A 16,079-nucleotide genomic window follows, 5' to 3' on the forward strand; every position below is an offset into this window, starting at 1 on the left:
TAAATTCTTGTATAGTTATTAGTGAAATTTATACTTTTTCTTTGAGCAGTTGTTTGAGAACATATTCTGCTACTTTAGTTGGATTATTTTTTTCTCCATCTACTATAAAATTATTCTTTTCAGCAAGAACAGAATTCTTAAGATATTTAGCCCAATTTATATTATTTTCTATTGTAATGTTATCCCAAGATCTATTTGCTAATCTTTCTAAAATTGCAGTTTCACTAATTTCAATAAATCCATAAGCAATGTTTAGTGAATCGGTGTATTTTTCGCAAGCTTTAATCTCATTGGGAACGCAAACTCCGCAAATTATAGTGCTTATTCCATTAGAATAATTATCAGTACAGATATTAACCCAATGATTAGTTCTCTCTCTTCTCCAATTCTCATCAGCACCTTCTGGAACTCCGCCTTCATCAAAATCGTGAATATTACAATTAAGCAGATTCATGTTTTTTAGGCTGTTGACTAGTGTGGATTTTCCAGCACCTGAGGTGCCAGTGATAAAAGCAATAAATTTTTTATTCATAGCAAACTCTCCTTTTAATGTTCTATATATGTCATAAAAAGTTCCTTGATATAAAATTAATTTGAGAATATTGTTAACTTAGAAATTAGGAATTATGTTAATTAGAATTTATATGGGAATATAATACCACAAATTTAATTGGAAAAAAAACATTATTATTATAGAATAGAGAGTAGATTCAAAAAAGTTATATATTTTCGAATAAACTAAATCAATGAATACGATTTAGATTTAATAAGGAGTTAATAGAGGTATGAAAAACACAATTTTATTAATAGAGGATGATTATTCTATAGCAGATGCATTAAGTTTTTTGCTAAAAAGGGAAGGGTACAATGTATTATTGGCATCTAAAGGACAAGCCGGCATTCAGTTATTTAATGCAAATGATATTAATTTGGTTATTTTGGATGTAATGCTGCCAGATATAAATGGCTTTGATATACTAAAAAAAATAAACAACAATGGTGTCCCTGTAATAATGCTTACTGCAAGGGGAGATATTGTCGATAAAGTGCTGGGGTTTGAATTGGGTGCAGATGATTACATAACTAAACCTTTTGATAACAGAGAATTGGTAGCTAGGATTAAAGCATCTATAAGAAGAGTTAACACATATAAGGAAGAAGAAAATGAATCAATAGAAGTCAGCAAAGAAATTACTATTTTAAGAAAAGCTCATAAAGTTATAAAAAATTCTGAAGAGATAAAGCTTAAACCTAAGGAATATAATCTATTACTTTTTCTATCAGAAAATAAAGATATAGTATTTAGTAGAGAAGTGCTTTTAGATAGAATATGGGGCATGGATTTTTCCGGTGATGATAGAACTGTAGATGTACATGTTAGAAGGTTAAGAAGTAAATTAGATGATAAGGAAGGAAAAATTATTGAAACTGTTTTTGGTATAGGATATAGGATGAATAGAAATGAAAAAGAGTAGTATAAAGATAAAGTTTATATTAGGATTTTTGGTGATTTTTTTTACTTCAAATATGGCACTAAATTTATATATACGCAAATCTATAGAAGAAAACAGAAAAATTAGTATAAGAGATGAGAAAAATTCTTTATTCAAAAGTAGCAGGGAATTTATTAGAAATACTTTAGAAGGAGACATGGGTGAGATTAGTGAAGAAACTCTGAAAAAATCTGCGTATGGTCTAGTGGTTAAATTAAGTGTATTAAATAAGTCATATGTATCAATAAGAGATAGTCATGGAGATTTAATTGAAGAAATAAATACTGATATACCTATAGAGGCGATTAACGAAAATAGTGATGTAAAGGAAGCTATTAAAAATAATGCTTATTATGTGTTAGATAATTATGGAGGAAGAGCTATTTTGAGATTTTCTTATCCTTTATATTTAAACAATAAGTTTTTAGGTGTGGTTTGCTTTAGGGAAGATTATTCTAATGTAAATAGCAGAGATATGGGACTTATTAATGACATCACAATTATACAAGTTATAACTCTTATTATTGCAATTATTTTTTCAGCAGTATTAATTAATAGGTTAATGAAACCATTAAAAACCTTAACCAAGAAAATAGAAGATATGAGAAATGGAATTTATGATGGAGAAATAAGAGTGAAGTCAAAAGACGAAATTGGTATTTTGGCGAATACGTTCAATATTATGAAAAATGAAATAAGCCAATATATTCTAAGTTTAGAAGTTGAGCAGGCTAAGGTAATGAAACTTGAAAAAACAAGGCAAGAATTTTTTAATAATATAACTCATGAATTAAAAACTCCATTAACAGGAATATCTTCATATGCTCAAATTTTAGAAGAAGGTGTTGATGATGAAGAATTTTCTAAGAGAGCAGCTACGAGAATTAAGCAGGAAAGTGATAGATTACATGGATTGGTTCTGGATTTGATAGAAGTTTCAAAAGGTAACACGGAAATTGAAGAGGAAGAAGCACTTATAGATATATCTAAACTAATAGAGAAGGTATCTAATGATTTATATAAAAAAGCAGAAGGATATGGTGCTAGAATTGTTCTTGAATTGGAAAAGATAGAGTTAGTGGGCAGAGAAAAGAAACTTCAGCAATTATTTATAAATGTAATTGATAATGCAATAAAATATAGTGTTCCGAATAAAGAAATTAGAATAGAGACTTTTAGATACAATGGATTTATAAATATAGAAATTGAAAATCATAGTGAGAAAGAATATATGGAGAATACAGAGCAACTATTTTTACCTTTTATGAAAGGTGATTCTAGAGAAAAAGGAAGTAGAGGATTAGGATTGAATATTTCCAGAAAAATAGTAGAAACTCATAAAGGAACTATAGAAATTAAATGGCAGAATTATAAGGTACAGACTTTAATAAAGTTTTCTGATGTTAATATTTTGGCAACAAGTTAGTCAATATTTTGGTCATAACTTTCTAATAAGATTAATCTTGAAAGAAAGGAGAGATAATAATGAAAAGAAAAAAATTGATGTTATTATCTACAGTATTAATAATTTCTGTGTTCACAGTGTTGGGAATATATTGTGTTAAGTCTCAAGTGTATGGAGAAGTAGACATAAGTAAGGCAGATATACAAGGGGATTTAGTTAAGCCATCAGCCCAATCTGGTGTTGAGGATAAAACAGGAAATGTGAAAGAAGTTGTAGTGTCAAATGTAAAGTCACAATCTAAGGAAATAGACAATAAGCAATTATCAGTTTCTTCAGTAAAAGAAATAGAAATGAATAAACAGCAATATATTAGAGGATGGTATGGAAATGATAGCATTTTAGCTGCAGAAGATATAAATTCCACAAAACTAACTATAAGGAATTTAGTTAATGGCACAAATAGAACTATAGATATCAGTAATATTGGAAAAGATAGCAGTATAGTTGATTACAAGGATAAAAAATTAGTGATATTTGATACAAACAATTACTCTATATTAAATTTAGAAAGTGGGAAAACTTTAAAAATAATAAAAGTAGGAACTACTAAGATTAATCCAATGTTTGTAGGAGTAAAGGGTGAATATGTATTAGCTGATAATGGTAAAAATTTCGTATTGATCAGTAGTGCCACTGGAGAAAAAACTGTTATTAATCAGGCAGGGTTAGAAGATTACTGCGTAAGTGGAATTCAAGGCTTTCCATATGTTACCATAGGGATTGATGGTGACACATATTATTTTTCAAAAGGAAATGCAATTTATAAGGGATCATTGAAGAATCCAAGTAAAAATGCTATTTTAACTAGAGTTCCTAATACTGAATGTATTAATTCCTTAGCCTTAATTAAAGGACAAGATACCTTACTTGTAAGCTACTATAAATCTGATAATCTAAATATAGGGGTAGTGGCTACAGTCAACTTGTCTAATAATAGCATATCCAGCTTAGGGAATATTAGTTTGGGATCAACTAATGATGCTAGTACAATAAATATGAAAAATGAGAATTTAAATAAAATAATATATGAAGAAAAGGCTCCTAAGAGTGGTATAACTCAGATTTACATTAGTGAGTTGAAGGAAAATAAACTTACTAAAACTAAAAATATTTTATCTAAGGAGTTTGATGTGAAAAGTGGACAATGGCAAGCAATGTGGAATCAAGATGGTACAAGAGTATTTGTAAGCATTTATAATAACAACGGTTATAAGAACTATTTGGTTAGTCTTGGCAGGTAATTTAAGTTTATTAATAATATAAATAGTATAAGGAGGCAGAAGAAGCTGTCTCCTTATTGTTGTCATGAAATGAGTAAATTCGCCATGAATTAAAGGTTGGTTTTTATACCTCTTTTTAAAACTTCACTATAATCTATGAATTTATATATATCTTCGGTAAATAATTCACTGAACTGTTTAAATTCATCTAGAGTAAGATCTTCAATAGCTTTATCATTTTCCTCTGCATAGATAACAATTGCACCTACAATTCCATGGGCTTCTCTAAATGGAACTTGTTTTGTAACAAGATAGTCAGCAACTTCTGTAGCATTTAAGAAACCTCTTTTTACTGCTTTTTTCATGTTATCTTCCTTAACTTTAATAGTAGCAATCATTTCTTTCATTATTTTAAGGCAACTATTTACTGTATCTAAAGCACTAAAGAATTGTTGCTTATCTTCTTGCATATCTTTATTATATGCAAGTGGAAGTCCCTTCATAGTAGTAAGCAGAGACATAAGATTGCCATAAACACTTCCAGTTTTCCCTCTGATTAGTTCTGCTGCATCTGGGTTTTTTTTCTGAGGCATTATACTACTGCCAGTAGAATATGAATCATCAATTTGTACGAAACCAAATTCTTGACTGCTCCATAATATCAATTCTTCACTTAATCTACTTAGATGCATCATTATTATTGAAAAGTCTGAGATTAGCTCTAATAAATAATCTCTATCGCTCACACCATCTAAAAAATTATCTACTGGCTTTTTGAAACCTAATTCTGTAGTAGTAAGATTTCTATCAATGTTATAAGTAGTTCCAGCTAAAGCACAACATCCTAAAGGGTTTTCATCTAAAATTTCTAAAGCATTTCTTAAACGTTGTTCATCTCTGCTTAGCATACTAAAATAAGCCATTAAATGATGCCTAAATGTAACAACTTGTGCTCTTTGAAGGTGAGTATACCCAGGCATTATATACGGATTTCTCTCAGCTACAGTTTTAATTGTGTCTTTAAGGGATATAATGTTTTCTATAGTATTCATAGTTTGATGTTTAGTGTAAAGTCTAGTGTCCAGAGCTACCTGATCATTTCTACTTCTTGAAGTATGAAGTTTTTTTCCTACATCTCCTATTCTTTTTATGAGATTACTTTCTACAAAACTATGAATGTCTTCATAATCACCCTCAATTAGTAAATTATTATTTTCTATATCATTTAAAATACTAACTAAGCCTAATTCTATTAATTTGGAATCTTCTGTAGGTATTATGTTGCATTTTCCAAGCATTTTTACATGTGCAATACTTCCAGTGATGTCTTCAAAATATAAGCGCTTATCAACAGGAAGAGACGTATTAAAGTCTTCCATAAGTTTATTTTCTTCTTTTTTAAAGCGACCGCCCCACAATTTCATAATAATATACCTTCTTTCATACGATTTATCTATTTTTGTTGAAATAAAATTCGGTTTTGTGCATAATTATAAAGTTTAGTAATGAAAATATAACATATAATGCATAAAGATTCAATATTGATTTATAAATATGCAAAAATAAGGACAACTATAAAATAAATATTGATTAAGAAAAGTTAAACAAGTTATATATTTCCTATGTATAAAACATGAAAAAAAGGTCAATGATTACAGTGAGGTGATAAATTAATGAAAAATAGAAAGAAATATTTTATAACTTCACTTGTAATACTTGGTTTGCTTTTCACCTTTGTACTATCTTATGAAATTAGTTATAGGCTAACTGGTGCAAAAGAGGCACCAACAGTAGAACAAACTAGTAGTTTGCAAGATGATACTTTAGTTGTGTTAAGGTCAAAGCAACAAGAGGGTTATGTTACAGATAAAGTATATACAATAAAGGAAGTTAAGGAATTATATAAATTATCAAAGAAGATATCAAAAGATGATGTTAAGAATATATTTACCAAAGAAGATTATTCTCTACAAGAAGCTTCAGATTCAAGAATTGTATTTAATAGAAATAGTACTAAATTTATTCCAAATAAATTCTATTTAGGAGCCAAAGATGATTATCTAGCTATTTACAAAAGCAACGAAAAGGGAGAATTAATTTTAGAAAATCCTGATTCAGATGTATTTATAACTAAAAGAAAGGTTTCAACATTAGATGATGTATCTAAAAATAAAATACAAACTTTTCAAAAGTATTATGAAACAAGAGAAGAGGCAGAAGAAAATATAACAGAATTCTTTTAATTCATTAAAACTAAAGGTTCGTAATTCTAAAATTTATTTTAGAAGTTACGAACTTTTTTCTATGTGCAGTAAAAAAACAGTAATATGTCCATTGATATTAAAGCATGAAAATGTTAAAGTATAATGTAGGTTTATGAGTGGAGGTAATATATGTTTGAATATATAATCGGAGAATATAAAGGATTGAAAAATGATTACGTAATCATAGAAAATAATAATATAGGATATAAGATATTTACCTCAGGAAGCACAATTGCAAAGATGCCTTCTATAGATGAAAAGGTAAAAATATTTCTTCAACAGATAGTAAGAGAAGATTTTATTGGATTGTATGGTTTTCTAACTGAGGAAGAATTAGAGATGTTCAATATACTAATTACAATAAATGGAGTGGGTGCAAAAGCAGCATTATCTTTATTATCTATTAGCACAGTAATTAATTTAAAATATGCTATCTTAACAGGTGACGAAAAACATATTGTGAGAGCACCTGGAATAGGCAAAAAGATTGCACAAAGAATAATATTAGAACTAAAAGATAAATTTAAATCTGATGAAATATTGGGTGAAAACTCAGAGGCTGATAGTACGGATGAAGGAATACAGAATTCATCAAGTTTATCAGAAGTTGTAGCAGCATTAATTTCACTTGGATATTCAGAGAAGGAAGCAGAAAAAGCATTAAATTCAGTAGATAAGACTGCTTCTGTAGAAATTATGATAAAGGATTGCTTAAAAATGTTGATGAAGTAAGGGGGGTGAACTTATGGAACGTATTACTACATCATCAGAATTAAATGAAGATAGTAGAGATGAATTTAGCTTAAGACCTCAGAAATTAAGTGAATATATTGGTCAGGATAAAGTAAAGGAAAGAATGAATATCTTTATAAGCGCTGCTAAGATGAGAGAAGAAGCGCTGGATCATGTGTTATTATATGGACCACCCGGTCTTGGAAAGACTACTTTAGCTAATATTATTGCAAAGGAAATGGGAGGAAATCTTAAGGTGACTTCTGGGCCAGCTATTGAAAAAGCTGGAGATTTGGCAGCAATATTAACTACGCTGAATGATTATGATGTATTATTTATTGATGAAATACATAGATTGAATAGAACTGTTGAAGAAATATTATATCCAGCTATGGAGGATTATGTTTTAGATATAGTAATAGGTAAAGGTGCAACAGCCAAATCTATACGATTGGATTTGGCGAAGTTCACCTTAATAGGAGCTACTACAAGAATAGGAATGCTTACTGCACCTTTAAGAGATAGATTTGGTGTACTATGTTCCATGGAATACTATACTGATGAACAATTAAAGGAGATAATAACAAGATCAAGTAATGTTTTAGGTGCACCTATAACTGATGAAGCGGCATTTCAAATTGCAAGTAGATCTAGAGGTACACCAAGAATAGCTAATAGATTGTTAAAAAGGGTAAGAGATTTTTCAGCAGTAAGCGGAGAAGAAATAATTAAAAAAGATTCTGCTATAAAAGCTTTAGATTTGTTAGAAGTTGATTCAGAGGGATTTGATAGAATAGATAATAAAATTCTTGAAGCTATTGTAGATAGTTTTAATGGTGGACCAGTGGGGATTGAAACTTTATCCTATTTTATAGGAGAAGAATTAGATACAGTGGAAGACGTTTATGAGCCTTATCTACTTCAAAGAGGTTTTATTATAAGAACTCCTAGAGGAAGAATGGCTACAGAAAAAGCATATAAACATTTGAAAAGAAATTATAATAAATCTTCTGAACAAGAAGTGCAGATAAATTTATTTCATAATGAATAGGAAGAAGGATATAATATGGACGTAAAAGATTTTGATTTTTATTTACCAGAGGAATTGATTGCACAACATCCTTTAGAACAAAGGGATTCATCAAGACTTATGGTATTAAATAAGGAAACAGGAGAGATAACTCATAAAGTATTTCATGATGTTATTGATTATTTAAATCCAGGAGATACTTTGGTTCTAAATAATACAAGAGTTTTGCCAGCTAGACTTATTGGTGAAAAAGAAGAATCTGGGGGTAAAATTGAGTTTTTATTACTAAAAAGAATAGATAAGGATACTTGGGAGTGTCTTGCAAAGCCTGGAAAGAAAGCAAAAGTTGGTGCTAGGTTTAGCTTTGGAGATGGGATACTAATTGCAGAAGTAACTGCAATTGGCGAAGAAGGAAATAGGATAATTAGATTTTCATATGAAGGCATTTTTGAAGAAATATTAGATAGACTTGGCCAAATGCCATTGCCTCCATATATACATGAGAGATTAGAAGATAAGGAAAGATATCAAACTGTATATTCAAAGGAAGAAGGTTCAGCAGCAGCACCAACAGCAGGACTTCATTTTACAAAAGAATTATTAAAACGTATTGAAGAAAAGGGCATTAATGTAGTATATTTAACATTGCATGTTGGACTTGGTACTTTTAGACCTGTAAAAGCTGATACTATAGAAGAGCATCATATGCATTCAGAATATTATCACTTATCAAAGGAATCTGCAGATATAATAAATGCTACTAAGCAAAGAGGCAATAAAGTAGTTTCAGTTGGAACTACATCAACAAGAACGTTAGAAAGTATTGCTGATGACAATGGAGAAGTAAGAGAACAAAGTGGATGGACAGATATATTTATTTATCCAGGATATAAATATAAAGTAGTAGATGCACTTATTACTAATTTTCATCTGCCTGAATCTACATTAATTATGCTTGTAAGTGCTTTAGCAGGCAGAGATCATGTTTTAAACGCATATAATACTGCTGTTAAAGAAAAATACAGATTTTTCTCTTTTGGAGATGCAATGTTTATCGTAAAATAAGTAAGGGAAGTGATTTTTTGTCTAAGAGATATACTCTTTTGAAAAAAGATGGAGAAGCGAGAAGAGGTGAATTTAGAACTCCTCATGGAGTTATTCAGACACCTGTATTTATGAATGTTGGAACTTTAGCTGCTATTAAGGGAGCAGTATCCTCAATGGATTTGAAAGAAATAGGTTGCCAAGTTGAGTTATCAAACACTTATCATTTACATTTAAGACCTACAGATACTGTAGTGGCTAAAATGGGTGGTTTACATAAGTTTATGAATTGGGATAGGCCGATACTAACAGATTCTGGTGGGTTTCAAGTGTTTTCATTGGCTCAAATGAGAAAAATAAAGGAAGAGGGAGTTTACTTTAATTCTCATATTGATGGGAAAAAGATATTTATGGGTCCAGAAGAAAGTATGCAAATCCAAAGCAACTTAGCTTCAACTATAGCAATGGCTTTTGACGAATGTATTGAGATTCCATCTCCAAGAGATTATGTAGAAAGATCTGTAGAAAGAACTACTAGATGGCTTGAAAGATGTAAGATTGAGATGGATAGACTTAATTCTTTAGAAGGAACTATTAATAAAGAGCAAATGCTTTTTGGGATTAACCAAGGAGCTATATTTCAAGATCTTAGAATAAATCATGCCAAAACTATAAGCAAATTTGATTTAGATGGATATGCAATTGGTGGTTTGGCTGTAGGCGAAACACATGAGGAAATGTATAGAACCATAGAAAGTGTAGTAGAATATCTTCCGCAAGATAAACCGATTTATTTAATGGGCGTAGGAACTCCAAGCAATATATTAGAGGCGGTGTCTAGAGGTGTAGATTTCTTTGATTGCGTATTGCCGGCTAGAAATGGTAGACATGGACATGTGTTTACTAAGCATGGTAAAATAAATATAATGAATGCAAAATTTGAATTGGATTCTAATCCGATTGATGAAGGTTGCCAATGTCCAGCTTGCAAAAATTACTCAAGAGCCTATATAAGACATTTGTTTAAGGCAAAGGAAATGTTGGCAATGAGACTATGTGTACTTCATAATCTTTATTTCTATAATAAACTTATGGAGGATATCAGAAATGCAATAGATGGGGGATACTTCCAAGACTTTAAAGCACAGAAGCATGAGGAATGGGGAGTAAAAGCCTAACTATAAATAAAAATTTAAAAAAGAAAGGATGTTTAGAATGCCATCTGAATTATTAGTTCAATTATTAATAATAGTAGCAATGATGGGGATATTTTATGCTATAGTATTAATCCCTGAAAGAAAAAGAAAGAAGAAATATAAAGAAACTCTTGATAGTTTATCAGTAAATGATAAGGTAGTAACAAGAGGGGGATTAGTTGGTAAAGTTATAAATGTCACAGAAGACGAAGTAGTTTTAGAATCAGGTCCCGATAGAGTAAGACTTAGATTTACAAAACAAGCCATATCGACTGTAGTTTCTAAAAAAGAAGATAAAGAAACTAAAAAAGAAGATAAAGAAGCTAAAAAGGAAGATAAATAAGCTAATTAAAGAAGTTTTATATAGTTATAAAATACCTCCTATGTGCATAGATTTTAAACATAGGGGGTGTTTTTATGGAGCACAGAGGAATAATGGTAAACATATTCAAAGGATTATTAAGGTCTATTTTGATTACACTTATTGGTGTATTTATACTGAGTTTAATAATGATGGTGAAAGATGTAAATCTAAAGGCATTAGGGATAGCTTGGGTAATAATTACTTGTATTAGTATTTTTGTAGGTGCTATATACAGCGCTAAGAAAAATCAAGAAAGAGGCTGGCTTGTTGGTCTTATTTTAGGATTGTTATATTATATTATTCTTTTTATTTTTACAATGATCTTAAAAGAAAAAGTTTCTTTTGTATTATATGACTTCTACAGATTAATTATTGCTTTAGCTGTAGGGTTCTTTTCTGGAATGCTAGGAATTAATACTTAAAAAAATCTTTAATTTGACAAATGATTATGGTATAATTGCCATGTACAATAAAAGAATGGAGGCGTATGGAAATGAAACACATAAAAACAATAAACAAATCTTCTTTAAAGAACAGCCTTTGTAAACCAGGATGTAAAGAATGTGCTAATTCATGTCAATCAGCATGTAAAACATCTTGTACTGTTGCAAACTTAGCGTGTGAAAACTAAATCACATAGAATGAAATAAAAATGGTGGCAGTGACATATGTTACTGCCACACTTAAGTTAGGAGGATTTTCATAGTGGCGCTAATTCACAAGTTTTGTCTTGATGATAGTTATTATGTTATAGATGTTAATTCAGGTAGCTTGCATATTGTAGACGAGCTAATTTATGATATGTTAGATACAGTAGATAAACTTCAAGATAAGAATGAAATAATAAATAGACTAAAAGATAAATATGATGTTAAGGAACTTGAAGAAGCATATTTAGATTTAAAAGAACTAGAAGAAGAAGGAATGCTATATTCAGAGGATTTATATGAGGATATAGCGATGAACGATAAATCAGAAAATTATGTAAAAGCATTATGTTTGAATGTTGTACACGATTGCAACTTAAGATGTAAATACTGCTTTGCTGATGAAGGAGAATACAAAGGGTGCAGGAAGCCTATGTCTGCAGAAATAGGAAAAAAGGCTATTGATTATGTAATTAGAAAATCAGGCCCAAGAAAGAATATAGAAGTAGACTTGTTTGGTGGAGAACCATTAATGGTTTTTGATACTATAAAAGAAATTGTAGACTATGCAAGAGAACAAGAAAAAATATATAAGAAAAATATTAGATTTACAATGACTACTAATTGCACATTATTAGATGAAGAAAAGATGGAATATTTAGATAAGAATATGGGAAATATAGTTTTATCTATTGATGGTAGAAAATCTGTTAATGATGCAGTAAGAGTTAGAATTGATGGTTCAGGTAGCTATGATAGAATACTTCCTAGAATAAAGGATATGATTTCTCGTAGAGACAAATCTAAGCAATATTATGTTAGAGGAACATTTACAAGAAACAATACAGATTTCTTTGAAGATATAATGGCGCTTGCAAATGAAGGGTTCAAGGAAATATCTGTAGAACCTGTAGTATTGCCAGATGAACATGAGCTTTCACTTAGAAAAGAGGATATTCCTCAAATTTTTGAGCAATATGAAAAATTATATCACGAGATGTTGAAAAGAAGAAAAGAAGGCAATGAATTTAAATTCTATCACTTCAATATTGATTTAAATGGTGGTCCTTGTGTGTATAAAAGGATATCAGGTTGTGGTGCAGGACATGAATATGTAGCAGTAACTCCAGATGGCGAAGTTTATCCATGCCATCAGTTTGTTGGAAATAAGGACTTTTTATTAGGAACTATATTTGATGACGAAATAAAAGAAGATATAGTAGATAACTTTAAAAATGCTCATATATACAATAAACCAAAATGTAGGGACTGTTGGGCAAGATTCTACTGTAGTGGTGGATGCCAAGCTAATAACTTCAATTTCAATGGAGACATACATATTCCATATGAAATAGGTTGTGAGTTACAGAAAAAGAGAATTGAGTGCGCTATAGCCTTAAAAGCGCAACAATCAGAATAAGCTTTACAATAATTGACAAGAAATGAGAAAAATATTATAATACCTAATGAGAATAAGAGATAGGAGAATTTTACAGAGGGGGATAAAGATGAAAACAAAAGTAAGAAGCGCAGTAATATTAATCGTGTGCTTTGTATTGATTGCCTTTTTCGCGTTTGCCAGTTTTAATGGATTTAAAATAGGTTCAGGAGCAAATGAATATGAATTTAAATCTTTTGACAAGCTAATTACAAAAGGACTTGACTTACAAGGTGGAGTATCTGTTTTAATGGAAATTCAGGCGGATAAGATAACAGAAGCTGACAGGGACGTTATGAAAGAACTTATATCATTAAGAGTAAATTCTAATGGTGCAGCAGAAACTGTTGTAACAAAAGAAGGAGACAAAGGAATACGTGTTGATATTCCGGGACAATACGATTCATCAAAAATAGTTGAAAGTTTATCTAAGAGTGGTAATTTAACTTTTAAAGATCCAAATGGCAATGTAGTGTTGACAGGTAAAGATGTAAAGAAAGCTAACACTTATACTGATAGCACAACAGGTAAGCCAGCAGTTGGCTTGGAACTTAATAATTCTGGAAAGAAGAAATTTGCAGATGCAACAACTAAATTTGTAGGACAAAAAATCTCTATTTATATGGATGATAAAGAAGTTTCTAGTCCAACAGTTGATGAACCTATAACTGGAGGAAGTGCTAAGATTTCTTATCAAACAATGGAACAAGCAAAGACAGATGCTAATATTATAAATGCTGGTTCATTCCCATATCCAGTTAAAGCAGCTTCAGTTAAAACAGTAGGAGCTCAACTTGGAGAAAATGCGTTACCAAATGCATTATTAGCAGGAGCGCTTGCTTTAGTTATAATTTTTACATTCATTATTTTATTCTATAGAGTCCCAGGAGTTTTAGCTTGTTTAGCTTTAACATTATATACAGTACTTGTACTATATATCTTCAAGGGAGTACATGCTACATTAACTTTACCAGGTATTGCAGCATTCATTTTAACCATAGGTACAGCAATAGATGCAAATATACTTATATTTGAAAGAATGAGAGAAGAGCTTAAGGCTGGTAAGTCTATTGCAACTTCAGTAAAATTAGGATTTGATCATGCAATGGCATCAATTATTGATGCGAATTTAACATCAATAATATGCGCGTTAATATTATATTTCTTAGGTACAGGTCCAGTGAAAGGTTTTGCACTTACTTTACTAATTGGTACAGTAACAAGTTTATTTACAGCTATAGTTGTTACTAAATTATTCATCAAGTTAGCTCTAAGCGCTGGTTGGCTTAAGAAACCATCATACTTTAGAGTTAAGAGGGGGTAAGTGAAATGCTTAAAATCATAGATAGAACAAAAGTATGGTTTACTATATCAGCAATACTAATTTTAATTGGAATTGGCTTTGGCATTGCAAGAGGCGGTCTTAATTTTGGTATAGATTTTAGAGGTGGAACTGAAGTTACTATAGACTTCGGTAAGGCAATCAATAAGGCAGAGGTAGATCAGATAGTTAAAAAATATTCTCCAAATGCTGTCACTAATACATTAGAAAATACTCAGCTAGAAATTAAGGCAAAAACTAATGAATTGGATTCAGCAAAAGTACAAAGCATAATGAAAGATTTGAAGGATAAATATAAGTTGACAGATAAAGCCTTAAAATCTCAAGATGAAATTGGAGCTTCAGTAGGAGAACAATTAACAAAAAATGCTGTTAAAGCTTTACTAATTGCAATAGTAGGTATGTTGGTATATGTAATTATAAGATTTAGATATGAATATGCTATCGCAGCAGTAGTTGCTTTAATACATGATGTTTTGATTACTTTAGCAGTTTATTCAGTATTTAATGTACCTGTTAATAGTGCATTTATTGCAGGTATTTTGACTATAATTGGGTACTCAATGAATGATACTGTAGTTATCTTTGATAGAATAAGAGAAAATGAAAAGAATAAGAGGAGTCTAGATGTAGCGGAAGTAGCCAATCTTTCAGTTAATCAAACATTAACAAGATCAATAAATACTTCAATGACTATATTAATAGCAATAACTTCAGTATTTATCTTGGTTCCTACTATTAGAGATTTTACTTTCCCACTTATGATAGGTATTTTCTCAGGAGCATACTCTTCAATATTTATAGCATCACCTATTTGGGTAATTATTAGGAAGAGAAAACAAGTAGCAAATAAATAATTCTATTATGAAAGAGGGTAAAAATACTGGATGATTTTCAGTGTTTTTACCCTTTTAGTAATTCTCTATTGTAAAAGAAAAAGAATTCAATTATAATAATAAATGGTTTCTAAATTTATGGAGGAGTTAGTTATGTCAAAATTTTGGGAAAGCATTTATCATCCTACCTACATAAGTGGATATAATCCATTTATAATTAAAAATATGAATAGAGCAATAGAAAGAATGGTTGCAGCAATTAATCATAGAGAGAAAATAGTTATTTATGGTGGATGTGATGTGGATAGTCTTTGTGGAGTTTCATCACTGCTTCTTATTTTGCAGTACTTAAATGCAGATGTAGAGTATTATATTGATGATTCCAATGATGTAACTCATACCATAGAGGATAGGATAATAAAAAATTATATTCATTTTTTAGGCGCAGAATTGCTAATAGCTGTAGGTGCGAATTTTAAATCTAATTTAGAAGTTGAATTATGCAAAAGTTTAGGAATTGAAAGCATTGTTATTGAAAATAAAAAGGTAACAAATGATAAAGACATAATTTATATTAATCCTAGCGAGAAGGATTGTTCTTACAGGTACAAGGATTTATCTAATAGTGGTGTAACTTTTAAGCTTATGCAAGCAATAGCTATTTATTATAATATGAACAGTATAAATAGATATCTTGATTTAATAATGTTAGGTACGATGTGCAAAGATATAAATAGCCAAGGAGAAAACGGAGTTTTTCTTAAGGAAGGCGAGCATTTCCTTAAGACTACGGATAACTATGGATTAAGAGCTATCATGAGTAGTTACAATATTAATGAAATAAATTCTAGCACTATATGGGATATAATTAGAGTACTAACACCTATATCTAATGTGGTGAGTAAAAAAGATAATGCAAGAATAGTAGTGGAATTATTAACTACAGATGATAAGGATAGGGCAGAGCAGATTGTTAAATATTTAAGAAAAGCAAATTAAGGTGTAACA

17 protein-coding genes are annotated in these 16,079 nt (G+C 30.2%); 15 read left to right on the forward strand and 2 right to left on the reverse strand.

What is annotated here, in order from left to right; genetic code table 11:
- Window positions 1-28: 28 nt before the first annotated feature.
- Entirely contained in the window at window positions 29-532 is a 504-nt protein-coding gene (locus OCU47_RS06575; protein ID WP_261827799.1) for an AAA family ATPase, read from the reverse strand.
- Window positions 533-785: 253 nt separating this feature from the next.
- Here OCU47_RS06575 and OCU47_RS06580 point away from each other — a divergent pair, with 253 nt between their 5' ends.
- From OCU47_RS06580 to OCU47_RS06590, 3 genes are read left to right on the forward strand one after another with little or no spacing between them, the layout of a single operon-like run.
- On the forward strand, window positions 786-1,475 hold the full coding sequence (locus OCU47_RS06580) for a response regulator transcription factor (RefSeq protein ID WP_261827800.1): 690 nt from the start codon (window positions 786-788) through the stop codon (window positions 1,473-1,475).
- Window positions 1,462-2,919, forward strand: a complete 1,458-nt coding sequence (locus OCU47_RS06585; protein ID WP_261827801.1) for a sensor histidine kinase — start codon at window positions 1,462-1,464, stop codon at window positions 2,917-2,919. The genes OCU47_RS06580 and OCU47_RS06585 overlap by 14 nt, the downstream gene beginning before the upstream one ends.
- A 59-nt stretch (window positions 2,920-2,978) precedes the next feature.
- A complete protein-coding gene (locus tag OCU47_RS06590; protein ID WP_261827802.1) occupies window positions 2,979-4,199 on the forward strand; it encodes a hypothetical protein in 1,221 nt (406 codons plus the stop codon).
- Window positions 4,200-4,288: 89 nt separating this feature from the next.
- Here OCU47_RS06590 and argH read toward each other — a convergent pair whose 3' ends face one another.
- Window positions 4,289-5,602, reverse strand: a complete 1,314-nt coding sequence (gene argH, locus OCU47_RS06595; RefSeq protein ID WP_261827803.1) for an argininosuccinate lyase — start codon at window positions 5,600-5,602, stop codon at window positions 4,289-4,291.
- Between the two features lie 249 nt (window positions 5,603-5,851).
- Between argH and OCU47_RS06600 the strand changes: the two genes are divergently transcribed.
- The 12 genes from OCU47_RS06600 (at window position 5,852) to OCU47_RS06655 (ending at window position 16,070) form a co-directional block, all read left to right on the forward strand.
- A complete protein-coding gene (locus OCU47_RS06600) occupies window positions 5,852-6,421 on the forward strand; it encodes a hypothetical protein (protein WP_261827804.1) in 570 nt (189 codons plus the stop codon).
- A gap of 150 nt (window positions 6,422-6,571) precedes the next feature.
- Window positions 6,572-7,174 (forward strand): Holliday junction branch migration protein RuvA, encoded by a 603-nt coding sequence (ruvA, locus tag OCU47_RS06605; protein ID WP_261827805.1) that lies wholly within the window; start codon window positions 6,572-6,574, stop codon window positions 7,172-7,174.
- 13 nt (window positions 7,175-7,187) lie between these two features.
- Window positions 7,188-8,225, forward strand: coding sequence for a Holliday junction branch migration DNA helicase RuvB (gene ruvB / locus OCU47_RS06610; protein WP_261827806.1), 1,038 nt, complete (start codon window positions 7,188-7,190; stop codon window positions 8,223-8,225).
- Window positions 8,226-8,240: 15 nt separating this feature from the next.
- Entirely contained in the window at window positions 8,241-9,269 is a 1,029-nt protein-coding gene (queA, locus tag OCU47_RS06615; protein WP_261827807.1) for a tRNA preQ1(34) S-adenosylmethionine ribosyltransferase-isomerase QueA, read from the forward strand.
- Between the two features lie 17 nt (window positions 9,270-9,286).
- Window positions 9,287-10,426, forward strand: a complete 1,140-nt coding sequence (gene tgt, locus OCU47_RS06620) for a tRNA guanosine(34) transglycosylase Tgt (protein ID WP_261827808.1) — start codon at window positions 9,287-9,289, stop codon at window positions 10,424-10,426.
- A 37-nt stretch (window positions 10,427-10,463) separates the two neighbouring features.
- Window positions 10,464-10,787, forward strand: coding sequence for a preprotein translocase subunit YajC (gene yajC / locus OCU47_RS06625; protein WP_261827809.1), 324 nt, complete (start codon window positions 10,464-10,466; stop codon window positions 10,785-10,787).
- Window positions 10,788-10,861: 74 nt separating this feature from the next.
- Window positions 10,862-11,230, forward strand: a complete 369-nt coding sequence (locus tag OCU47_RS06630; RefSeq protein WP_261827810.1) for a TIGR04086 family membrane protein — start codon at window positions 10,862-10,864, stop codon at window positions 11,228-11,230.
- Between the two features lie 71 nt (window positions 11,231-11,301).
- Entirely contained in the window at window positions 11,302-11,439 is a 138-nt protein-coding gene (gene scfA, locus OCU47_RS06635) for a six-cysteine ranthipeptide SCIFF (RefSeq protein WP_021801337.1), read from the forward strand.
- 74 nt (window positions 11,440-11,513) lie between these two features.
- Window positions 11,514-12,875: a thioether cross-link-forming SCIFF peptide maturase gene (gene scfB, locus OCU47_RS06640; protein ID WP_261827811.1), complete on the forward strand. Its 1,362-nt coding sequence runs from the start codon at window positions 11,514-11,516 to the stop codon at window positions 12,873-12,875.
- An 88-nt stretch (window positions 12,876-12,963) separates the two neighbouring features.
- Complete coding sequence (secD, locus tag OCU47_RS06645) at window positions 12,964-14,217, forward strand: protein translocase subunit SecD (RefSeq protein ID WP_261827812.1); 1,254 nt, start codon at window positions 12,964-12,966, stop codon at window positions 14,215-14,217.
- Window positions 14,218-14,222: 5 nt separating this feature from the next.
- Entirely contained in the window at window positions 14,223-15,092 is an 870-nt protein-coding gene (secF, locus tag OCU47_RS06650) for a protein translocase subunit SecF (RefSeq protein WP_261827813.1), read from the forward strand.
- Window positions 15,093-15,224: 132 nt separating this feature from the next.
- The gene (locus tag OCU47_RS06655) at window positions 15,225-16,070 is read left to right on the forward strand and encodes a DHH family phosphoesterase (protein WP_261827814.1); all 846 of its coding nucleotides are present in this window, start codon (window positions 15,225-15,227) and stop codon (window positions 16,068-16,070) included.
- Window positions 16,071-16,079 lie beyond the last annotated feature (9 nt).

Origin of the sequence: Clostridium sp. TW13 (assembly GCF_024345225.1) — a bacterium.
Taxonomy (GTDB): Bacteria; Bacillota; Clostridia; order Clostridiales; family Clostridiaceae; genus Inconstantimicrobium; species Inconstantimicrobium mannanitabidum.

Coding starts and splice junctions, on each gene's coding strand:
- OCU47_RS06575 (WP_261827799.1), bottom strand. CDS start 532: ATGAATAAAAAATTTATTGCTTTTATCACTGGCACCTCAGGTGCTGGA.
- OCU47_RS06580 (WP_261827800.1), top strand. CDS start 786: ATGAAAAACACAATTTTATTAATAGAGGATGATTATTCTATAGCAGAT.
- OCU47_RS06585 (WP_261827801.1), top strand. CDS start 1,462: ATGAAAAAGAGTAGTATAAAGATAAAGTTTATATTAGGATTTTTGGTG.
- OCU47_RS06590 (WP_261827802.1), top strand. CDS start 2,979: ATGAAAAGAAAAAAATTGATGTTATTATCTACAGTATTAATAATTTCT.
- argH (WP_261827803.1), bottom strand. CDS start 5,602: ATGAAATTGTGGGGCGGTCGCTTTAAAAAAGAAGAAAATAAACTTATG.
- OCU47_RS06600 (WP_261827804.1), top strand. CDS start 5,852: ATGAAAAATAGAAAGAAATATTTTATAACTTCACTTGTAATACTTGGT.
- ruvA (WP_261827805.1), top strand. CDS start 6,572: ATGTTTGAATATATAATCGGAGAATATAAAGGATTGAAAAATGATTAC.
- ruvB (WP_261827806.1), top strand. CDS start 7,188: ATGGAACGTATTACTACATCATCAGAATTAAATGAAGATAGTAGAGAT.
- queA (WP_261827807.1), top strand. CDS start 8,241: ATGGACGTAAAAGATTTTGATTTTTATTTACCAGAGGAATTGATTGCA.
- yajC (WP_261827809.1), top strand. CDS start 10,464: ATGCCATCTGAATTATTAGTTCAATTATTAATAATAGTAGCAATGATG.
- OCU47_RS06630 (WP_261827810.1), top strand. CDS start 10,862: ATGGAGCACAGAGGAATAATGGTAAACATATTCAAAGGATTATTAAGG.
- scfA (WP_021801337.1), top strand. CDS start 11,302: ATGAAACACATAAAAACAATAAACAAATCTTCTTTAAAGAACAGCCTT.
- secD (WP_261827812.1), top strand. CDS start 12,964: ATGAAAACAAAAGTAAGAAGCGCAGTAATATTAATCGTGTGCTTTGTA.
- secF (WP_261827813.1), top strand. CDS start 14,223: ATGCTTAAAATCATAGATAGAACAAAAGTATGGTTTACTATATCAGCA.
- OCU47_RS06655 (WP_261827814.1), top strand. CDS start 15,225: ATGTCAAAATTTTGGGAAAGCATTTATCATCCTACCTACATAAGTGGA.